Origin of the sequence: Pseudomonas sp. CM25 (assembly GCF_013179705.1) — a bacterium.
In the GTDB taxonomy this organism is placed as follows: Bacteria; Pseudomonadota; Gammaproteobacteria; order Pseudomonadales; family Pseudomonadaceae; genus Aquipseudomonas.
The window spans coordinates 1-6,869 of sequence record NZ_JABMCW010000292.1 but is presented as its reverse complement, the minus strand read 5'-3'; the positions used below and the strand labels follow the sequence as shown (position 1 = coordinate 6,869).

The 6,869-nt window shown below is 61.3% G+C and carries 3 protein-coding genes; all 3 read left to right on the top strand.

Features of this window, described 5'->3' with window-relative positions; genetic code table 11:
- Positions 1–3,231 (top strand): RHS repeat-associated core domain-containing protein (locus HP546_RS23330; protein WP_306125547.1); only part of this gene is annotated, 3,231 nt, incomplete at its 5' end.
- Between the two features lie 56 nt (positions 3,232–3,287).
- Complete coding sequence (locus HP546_RS23325; RefSeq protein WP_172230068.1) at positions 3,288–5,303, top strand: hypothetical protein; 2,016 nt, start codon at positions 3,288–3,290, stop codon at positions 5,301–5,303.
- Positions 5,304–5,492: 189 nt separating this feature from the next.
- Positions 5,493–6,869: pertactin-like passenger domain-containing protein (locus HP546_RS23320; RefSeq protein WP_172230065.1), on the top strand; the 1,377-nt coding region annotated here is incomplete at its 3' end.

The window sequence follows — 6,869 nt, the reverse complement described above, 5'->3', positions numbered from 1 at the left end:
GCGCTGCGCTCAACCGCTGAAAGGCGTTCGCTGCTGGTCGGTGAGACGGTCTTCGAATGCGATGAGAACGGCGTGCAAACACATTGGGAATTCGATGCACTGCGCCGTGTTATCCGTGAGCGGGTATCGGCCGGGACCGACTTCGAGGCGGGCAGACGCTACGCCTATGAACTGTGTGCCCGCGACGGGGACATCGCCCGGCATCGAGTGACCAACGCGCGCGGTATCACTACCGAGACGGTACTGGACGGCCTGGGCCGGCCTGTCCTCGAGCAAAGGGACAACGTTCATCCCTCACGGCCGGGCAGCTTTTTCAAAGTCATGGCCCTTGAATACGACGCTTTCGGCCACCGGGTCCAGGAAACCGTTACCGACTGGCTGCAAGGTAGCCAGTTCCTGACGCTGACCAAGCGCATGAGGTATGACGATTGGGGTGAGCAATGCTGCTCCATTGGCCCGGATGGCGTTGAACAACACAACGTACTCGATCCTATCGGTAATGCCGCTCACAAAGGCGCCATCCGTTACACCTGGCGCGAAGGCGGCAAGCTGCAATCACGTACCCGGACAAACACCCGTAACGGTGTCAAAACCCAGGTAACGCACGTGGCGCGGGCGATCAGCGGCAAGACCGAGACCTGGCTCAACCTGTTCAACAAGCCCGTGCGCCGCAAGCGCCTGGATGCCTTCGACGAGCTGCTCGGCGAGCGCAGCTACACCTATGACGGCCTCGGGCACACCCTTAGCGAAAAGGATGAACGCAACCACACCACACTATTTGCCTACGACCCCTGGGGCCGCATGCTGAGCACCCGGCAGGCCAACAATACACAGCTGACCCGCACCTACGCCGAGCATTCCAGCGAAGAGCTACCCGCCAGCCTGGTGGTGACCCCGGCGAACGTCTCGTTACCCGCCCGCGAAATCGGTGCGCAGTACCACGACGGGCTGGACCGCCTGGTCGGCGCTACCACGGGCGGGCGGACTGAGTATTACGTGTTCCGTGAAGGCGAAAGCATGCCACGCCAGCACATCACCCCTGCCGGGGACACCATCGAGCTGGATTACAACCTGCAGCTCACCAATATGCCGACCAGCAACAATGCGCCCGAAGACCACGCCCGCTTCGGCTATCACCCCACCAGCGCGCGTTTGCTTAGCAGTGACAACGGGCAAGGCAAGCGACGTTACGAATACAACATGGCCAACCAGCTGACTGCAGAACACTGGGACGACGTGCACACAGGCAAGTCCTGGAGCAGGACCCACGTCAGCACCTTGCATGACCGATTGAAAAGTACACAAGAAGCCAATGGTGTACCTACCACGCACGAGTACTACCCGGATGGTCGCCTGAAATCCACGCTTCAGGGCCAGTTGCAGGCGGTCTTCGAATACGATGAGCTGGGCCGCGTGCAACTGATCACCAGCCACGACCGGGCAGGCACCCATTCGCTGCAAACGGCGGTTGAATATGATGATCATGATCGCGAATTAAAGCGCTCCTGGCGCCAGAGCGGTCAGCCAGATCGCCTGCAGGAATCGGCCTGGGGCGCGGATGACTTGATGCTCAGCCGCACACTGCATGTCGCCGGTGTTTTGCGTCTTGAAGAAGGCTTTGGTTATGACAGCCATGCGCGTCTGGTCCGGCACACCTGCAAGGGGCCGGACCTGCCCCGCGACACGCTGGGCCGCGGTATCGAATCACAGGTATTCACCTTCGATGCCTTCAACAATATCGTGATCACAATTACCAGTTTCACCGGCGTGCTGCGCCCGGAAAGGGCCGAGTTCATTCATGCGGAACGCGACCCCTGCCAGCTGCAACACATCAAATACACGCCTGCGCGTGCCGAGCCGGCCCCCTGGTTCAGCTACGACGCCAATGGCAACCTGACCCGCGACGAGCGTAACCGCCCGGTGCGTTATGACAGCCAGAACCGGTTGCTGGGCCTGAACGCTGCGGGCCAGCCCGATACCTATGGCTATGACGGCAATGGCCTGCTGGTCAGTCGCCACGACGCCGGCAAGCGCACGCTGCTGCTGCATGACGGTGAACGATTGCGCCTGGCCGTGCGTGACGGCGTGCAGACACTGTACCTGCACCACGGCGAGCAACCGCTGGGTGTGCAGCAAAGCGGCAGCGGCGCGCACTCACCGTTGCTGCTGCACACCAGTGCCAGCCACAGCGTGATTGCCGAAAGCCAGGCCGGTAGCACGCGGGCCATACGTTATACGGCATACGGCGAAGGCCACAGCGACGACCCTGCGCTGGCTGCGCTGGGCTACAACGGCGAGGCGCTTGACCCGGACAGCGGCTGGTACCTGCTGGGCAACGGCTATCGCGCCTACAACACGGTGCTGATGCGCTTCCACAGCCCGGACTCGCTCAGCCCGTTCGGCGAAGGGGGGCTGAACTATTACGGCTACTGCCTGGGCAACCCGGTTACCTTCCGCGACCCTACTGGGCATTTCAGCACCGGTTACAGCGGTACCAGCCAGTCGCGGCAGGAGCTTGAGCGGCATCGGATCTCGCCGCGCGTGGAGCTCGGTGTGATGGGCTGGGTCGGCATGGGTGTCGGTTTCATTTTCGCCGCCATCGCCTCGGTGGTGGCGATTGTGGTGACGTATGGTACGGCAACGCCTGCAGTAGCTGCCGCCTGGACGGCAGCCACCGGAGGTGTCGCAGCAAGTGCGGGGGCGGCGGCAGCCGGAGCAGGTACGGCGGCGGCGGCGGCGGCGGCCGGAGCAAGTGCGGCGGCGGCGGCGGTGGCAGCCGGAGGAGGTACGGGTGCGGCAGCGGCAGCGGCAGCGGGAGCGGCATTGACGGTATCGGTAGCAGCGGGTGGAGGCGCCTTCATAGTAGGCACCCAGGTCGCGGCGGCGATCATCACAGCCACGCTGACAGTGGCTGGTACGGCGGTGCAAACGGAAGGTGTCCTTTCCGGACATGAAACGCGAAGCAATATAGGCCTGATTCTTAATATCGCGGCTGGCGTTACGGGTGCTATCGCGGGGGGGATGCTCTGGTTGGGTGCGCCTAAATCAAGAGCTGGCAGTTATAAGTCTAATAACTTCGCAGAATACGCTGTCAGCCCGTATTTTGTTTTCAAGCCACGCCCTAGACATATACCTAAAGCTATTTTTAGGCCTACATCCAAGCCTGGAAAGGCTGGCCCATCCAAGTTACGCAGCAACATGCACTTACCCGGCGCCTCCCCCAGAGATTAAACAGCAACATACCCTCCAGGGTTAAAATCATCAAATTTATTTTCAGGGACATTAAAATGAAAAAGCCAGCGAGCACTTCTTCCCCCCGAGCCGATGCCAATTTAACCCGCAAGCACTATTTGAAATCAAAAACAGCCAAACTTCAGCCATCCCCAAAGAGCCTGGACGCCCCCGATGTCAAAGGCATCATTGATCCCCTGGACGGCACTCTGCACCGAAATGCCTTGACGGATGATCTTGAAGTCCGCATTCCGCCATGGGCATTTCTACCGGACGACCCCGACTTGGAATCGGAAAAACTGCAGCTGGAATATTCCCTGACCGGCACCAATGACTCTTTCAAAGACATCGGCACCCCGGAGGAATGCTTTCCGCCGATCGTGCCGGACGATTTCCCTATTCCCCTGTCATACCCTCAGGGCAATATCCCCGTCAATGGCGCGCTATGGATCCGCTACAGGCACGAAGATTACATGGGCGTTCACCGTCGGTCGGAGGCCATCAGGCTGATCTGTGACAGCATCCCGCCATGGGGTGAACAGATAGTGCCGAATCCGGTACAGCTGCCCGCCGGCTACATCAACGAAACCTACCTGGCCGCGCACCCCGGTGGGATTGAAGCCATTTTACCGCCCCGGGCAAATCAGCAGCCGGGCGATACGTTCACGCTGTACTATCTGGAGAAATGGCCAGAAGAACAGAGCGAATTCGGCACGCCAGTGGCCGAGGGGCCCGTTCCCGATGACCGCAAGGTGATGATCCCGGTCGACCAGATACGGCGCATGGGCGATGGCCGCTTCTTTATCACCTACTTCGAGTTCGACAAAGCGACCAACAAGAGCCGCATGGCTTTCCCGGGCTCGGTCGACGTAGTGCTCGGGGACGAACCGGAAGATCTGCAGAAACCACAAGTACCGCTGGCACTGGACGGCGCACTTGACCTGAAGGATGCGCAGCTCGGGGTCACGGTGGACATCCCGGAGTACAAGAACCGCGGCTTGCGTGACACCATCGAAGTCACATGGCACGGGGTAACCCCAGCCGGCTCCGTGTTGCGCCCTGAGCCTGTGGGCTCACGCCCCTTCCCTATCAGCGTCCCGGTTCCCCCGGAGGTATTGCGCGAGGAGTACGGCGCCAGTACAGGTGTAGAAGCCACCAACGTCAGCTATCGAATCTTGCGCGGCGAGGTGCCCTATGGCCCGGCAAATGACGGCATCAACGTCGACTTTTCCATCGCAGGCCCCGGGCGCCCCGACCCGGACCCCGAATGGCCGGCGCCTGTCAACCCTTACTTGACCGCACCCCAGATCACCAGCGAGTCGGGGCAGAGCAACCGACTGGTGCGGGCTGACGCCGGTAAGGACGCGACGCTGAGTATCGATCTGTACGACCGCATCGAGGTCGGACAGGTCGTCGACTTCTATTGGAATGGCATCCTGATGGACGAGGCTAGCTGGGTGGTCGACCGGGTAACTGGCGCGGTCAAACAAGTCACGATCCTGTGGAAGTACATCCTTGCGGCCGGCAACAACCCGAGGCTGCCGGTGCACTACACCGTGCGCGCAGCAGCCGACGCGCTCAATGAACAAGAGTCGGAGCGCCAGTACGTCGATGCCGACGCGGTGACGATTACCCCGGATGCGGGGCAGTTCGAGGGGCTGACGCCCCGAGACTGGCTGAGTTGCTCATCCTTGTGGGACCCGGACGACGCTACAGCCCCTCCTGCATTCAGGATCAGGATCCCGGCCAGTGCCCAGTACAACCTCGTCCCTGGCGACAAGATCACGCTCGAATGGACGGTCGTCCAGGGGCTTAACGGTGAAGTCCCCATCGACGTGGGCCTCCCCGAAACGCTGACGCTGACTCAATCAATGATCGAGGACGGCTTCGTCTGGAAAATTCAGCCGTACGAGGATCGTATTCTGCCGATCTATGTCCCTTCACCGCTGGCGGCACGCGGCCGGGTGAAGTACAGCTTCCCCGGAAAAGGGCTGGTATCGGCTCCCGCGGAAAAAAGAGTCAGCATCGCTGACAACGGCACAGGGAGCACTTGCGATTTGACCCGCCCCTGACCGCCGCTGGCAGCGGCCTTTGGAAATCGGGCCGCCGCCAGCACTAAATGTAGGACTTATCCTGGTGAATTGTAGGGTAATTCCTACATTCATCGCGAAGTGGCGCACATAGGCTGACGGCCTGAAAGATCCCCCTACAAAAAGGAGAGATGGATCTTACAAACGCAGCCATATACACAAGGAAATTCCATGTCTAGCCACCCGCGATCAACTTTCTATTCTCTTCGGCATCTGACCCTGCTGGGCAAACTGAGCCCGCTGCTGCTGGCAACCTCCGCCTGGGCCCAGACCAACGTTACCAAGGACACCCTGATCGATGCCGACAGCGCACTCGACAGTTACCGCGTCATAGGTCCGGCCACCTTGACGGCCAATGGCGCGAAGATGTTGCAGGTGTTTGCAGAGGCGGGCGCCACAGTCACGTTCAGCGACAGCCGTATCGACGCCTTGAACAATGCCAACGGTCTCACCCTGTGGGGGGCAGATGCTACCTTGCAGCGCACCACTGTGGTGAGCGAGTCCCGCGGCCTGAGCCTGACAGCGGATGGCAGCGCGGGCAGGCACTCGCAGGCGCTTGTCATCGACAGCAACATAAGCGGCGCACGCCAGGGCGCGCTGGTCAACGACAGTACGCTCGAACTGCAACGCAGCGAGCTGCGTGGCACTGGCGCAGCCGGCCTGGGCGCCGATTTGTTCAACGGCACGCTGATAGCCCGCGAAGGCTCCACCATCAGCGGCAGCCAGAACGGCGTACGCCTGCGCGAAGGCAGCAGCCCTTCGGGCAACTCCACGCTGGTGGTGGACAACAGCCTGGTCGAGGGCGTGAACGGATCGGCAATCGTCGTGGGTATCGGCGCCATTCGCCCGGCTTCTGCGCATATCGACGTGCTCAACCGCTCGACCCTGCGCGCGGGCAATGGCGTGCTGCTGGAAGTGGAGCACAGTGCTGACGCGACCTTGCGGGTGAATGACAGCCAGCTGGAGGGCGACGTCGTCGTCGCCGAAGGCGGCAGTGCCGCAGTTCAGCTCGAAAATTTTGCCACTCTCAAAGGGCGCCTGGAAAACGTCGCCAGCCTGGCCATCGACAGCAATGCCCAATGGGTGATGGTCGGCGATGCCCATGTCGGCGCATTGAGCATGGATGGCGGCTCGGTGCGCTTTGGCGAGCTGAACGAGTTCTTCACCCTCTCGCTGGACAGCCTGGCGGGCAACGGCACCTTCGTGATGGAAGCTGACTTCAGCAGCGGCCAATCGGACAAACTGGACGTGACCGGCAACGCCAGCGGCAACCATACCTTGCTGATCAACAGCAGTGGCCACGACCCGCACGCGGAAAACAGCCTGCACATGGTGCACACCGGCGGCGGCGACGCGCAATTCGAACTGCAAGGCGGGCCGGTGGACCTGGGTGCCTACTCCTACGACCTGGTGCGCAAAGGCGACAACGACTGGTTCCTCGACCTGACTACCCGAGTGGTCAGCCCTGGTACGCAATCGGTCATGGCCCTGGCCAACGCAGCCCCAACCATCTGGTACGGCGAACTAGGCACCTTGCGCAGCCGCATG

Excerpts from the sequence above, each read along its gene's own strand:
- HP546_RS23325 (WP_172230068.1), top strand. The coding sequence starts at position 3,288 with ATGAAAAAGCCAGCGAGCACTTCTTCCCCCCGAGCCGATGCCAATTTA.